This is a genomic window from Arthrobacter globiformis NBRC 12137 (assembly GCF_000238915.1).
GTDB lineage: Bacteria > Actinomycetota > Actinomycetes > Actinomycetales > Micrococcaceae > Arthrobacter > Arthrobacter globiformis.
This window is the reverse complement of the sequence record NZ_BAEG01000089.1, coordinates 1-998: the sequence shown is the minus strand read 5'-3', so window position 1 is coordinate 998 and position 998 is coordinate 1. Positions and strand designations below refer to the sequence as shown.

The 998-nt window shown below is 67.4% G+C and carries 2 protein-coding genes; both read right to left on the bottom strand.

The window, feature by feature from the left end:
* A partial coding sequence (locus ARGLB_RS18385) for an MBL fold metallo-hydrolase (RefSeq protein ID WP_003805387.1) occupies positions 1-360 on the bottom strand: 360 nt, incomplete at its 3' end.
* The coding region (locus tag ARGLB_RS18380; RefSeq protein WP_003805386.1) for a zinc-binding dehydrogenase at positions 357-998 on the bottom strand (642 nt) is incomplete at its 5' end. The genes ARGLB_RS18385 and ARGLB_RS18380, both read right to left, overlap by 4 nt.

The following is a 998-nucleotide window of genomic DNA, read 5'->3' as shown; positions in this document are numbered from 1 at the left end:
CAGCACCGCCCCGGCCACCTGGAACTCGTCCCCGTCCGCGATGGCCTTATCGGCGGTGGTGCCGGGGTAGACCTGTTCCCAGAGGACCTGGTCCTCCGGGTTCAGCCAGATAGGAGCCCCGACAGCCTGGGCGACCTCGCGGGCGGCGCCGATGTGGTCGTTGTGCGCGTGCGTGAGCAGGACCGCCCTCACCTTCCGGCCCCGCACGGCACTGATGATCGCGGCGGCGTCGTGCGGGGAATCAATGATCACGCACTCCTCCTCGTCACCGACGATCCAGACGTTGTTATCCACATCCCAGGTCCCGCCGTCCAGCGAGAACGTGCCCGAGGTGACCAGGTTCTCGATCCTGACACTCATGCGGACACCCCCGCAGCCCCGGCAGCCGTGGCGGTTGCCGTGGAGGATCCCGCGGGCTGGATTTCAACAACCGAGCGCAGGACCTTCCCGTCATGCATCTTCTCGAAGGCCTCCTCGACCTGGTCGATGGTGATCCGTTCGGACACGAACGCGTCCAGGTCCAGGTTCCCCTGCCGGTAATGCGAGACCAGCATCGGGAAGTCCCGCGACGGCAGGCAGTCCCCGTACCAGGAAGACTTCAACGACCCGCCCCGGCCAAACACATCCAGCAACGGCAACTCCAGGACCATCTCCGGGGTCGGGACCCCGACCAGGACCACCCGGCCGGCCAGGTCCCGGGCGTAGAACGCCTGCTTATACGTTTCCGGGCGGCCGACCGCCTCAATCACCACATCGGCGCCGTTCCCGCCCGTCAACGCCCGGATCGCCTCGACCGGGTCCGTGGCGCGGGAGTTCACCCCGTGCGTCGCGCCCAGCGACTTCGCCATCGCAATCTTGTTCTCATCAATGTCCACCGCGATGATCGTCGTCGCCCCGGCCAGCTTCGCCCCCGCGATCGCGGCGATCCCCACCCCGCCGCAACCGATCACAGCCACCGACTCGCCCCGCTTAACCTCACCGGTGTTAATCGCCGCACC